Source organism: Micromonospora sp. LOL_024 (assembly GCF_048060415.1).
Taxonomy (GTDB): domain Bacteria; phylum Actinomycetota; class Actinomycetes; order Mycobacteriales; family Micromonosporaceae; genus Micromonospora.
This window is the reverse complement of record NZ_JBHMIS010000158.1, coordinates 1-919: the sequence shown is the minus strand read 5'-3', so window position 1 is coordinate 919 and position 919 is coordinate 1. Positions and strand designations below refer to the sequence as shown.

Here is a 919-nt window from a genome sequence, read left to right as displayed (position 1 = left end):
CACCCCAACCGGTCACAACCCGACCAGCCGCACGACCCCGGAACTTGCAAAGGCCCTGGCCACGGGGAGAGGACGAACTGCCTCAGCCCGAGCAATACAAGCGTCGCGCCGATTTCAGGGCTGCGATGAAGGTTATGCGGTGCCGTATTCCTTACTGACGTCCTCGTACTCAGCAGCGTCACGCCGCATCGAACAGCACAATCCCCGCCACGAGCCCGGACAGCCACGGCGGAGGGTCCTCACCATTCGCTATCGCGACAAGATAGTCCGGGGGTTGGCGACGGAGACCTCGCAGAACATGATCAAAGTATGGCACGCCGAAATGCCCTCGGTCCGTCGGGAGATCCTCGAAGACAACCGCATCCTCGTCAACCCGCTGGTGCTCGCGAACCGCCAAAGCGAACTGGCCCGATCGCATTCTCGACACCATGCCGAAGATCTTCTTGGCGATGTCACGCGGCATGCCTTGCGGCTGGGTCAGGAACTCCAGCAATTCGCCGTCGAGGTGTTGAAGGTTGAGATCGTCAATGAGCGATGTCCCCAAGCCGGTGTCGGCGAGATCCTCCAAAGGGGACGCATACTGGTAGGCTTCAATGGCGGCTTGGCCTGGCGAGTCGAGCGCGGTGAAAGTAGCGAGCTGGCTGGCGATCAGGGCAGGCAGGGCGCAAACAGCAGATCGGTGGCACCGGTCGAGAGCGTCAGAGGTGTGGCCTCCGCCGCAGGTAAGATCAGGACGATATGCAAGATCGCCGCAGTAGAGCGTGTAGACGGCTGGCACCTTGAGGAAATCGGAAGCGTTAAGCAGGTCGGTGATCTGCTTGCGCTTCGCGTAATTGAGGTCGACGTCCCATCTCCAACCGTAACTGGATAGGTCTGTGGCGGGTCCGGTCCTGGTCCTTCGTGGAGGCTGGTAGGTTCC

1 protein-coding gene is annotated in these 919 nt (G+C 61.2%); it reads right to left on the bottom strand.

All coding sequences use genetic code 11. From position 1 onward, the window contains the following. Window positions 1–178 precede the first annotated feature (178 nt). Window positions 179–919: hypothetical protein (locus tag ACFHWY_RS28695; protein ID WP_416583357.1), on the bottom strand; the 741-nt coding region annotated here is incomplete at its 5' end.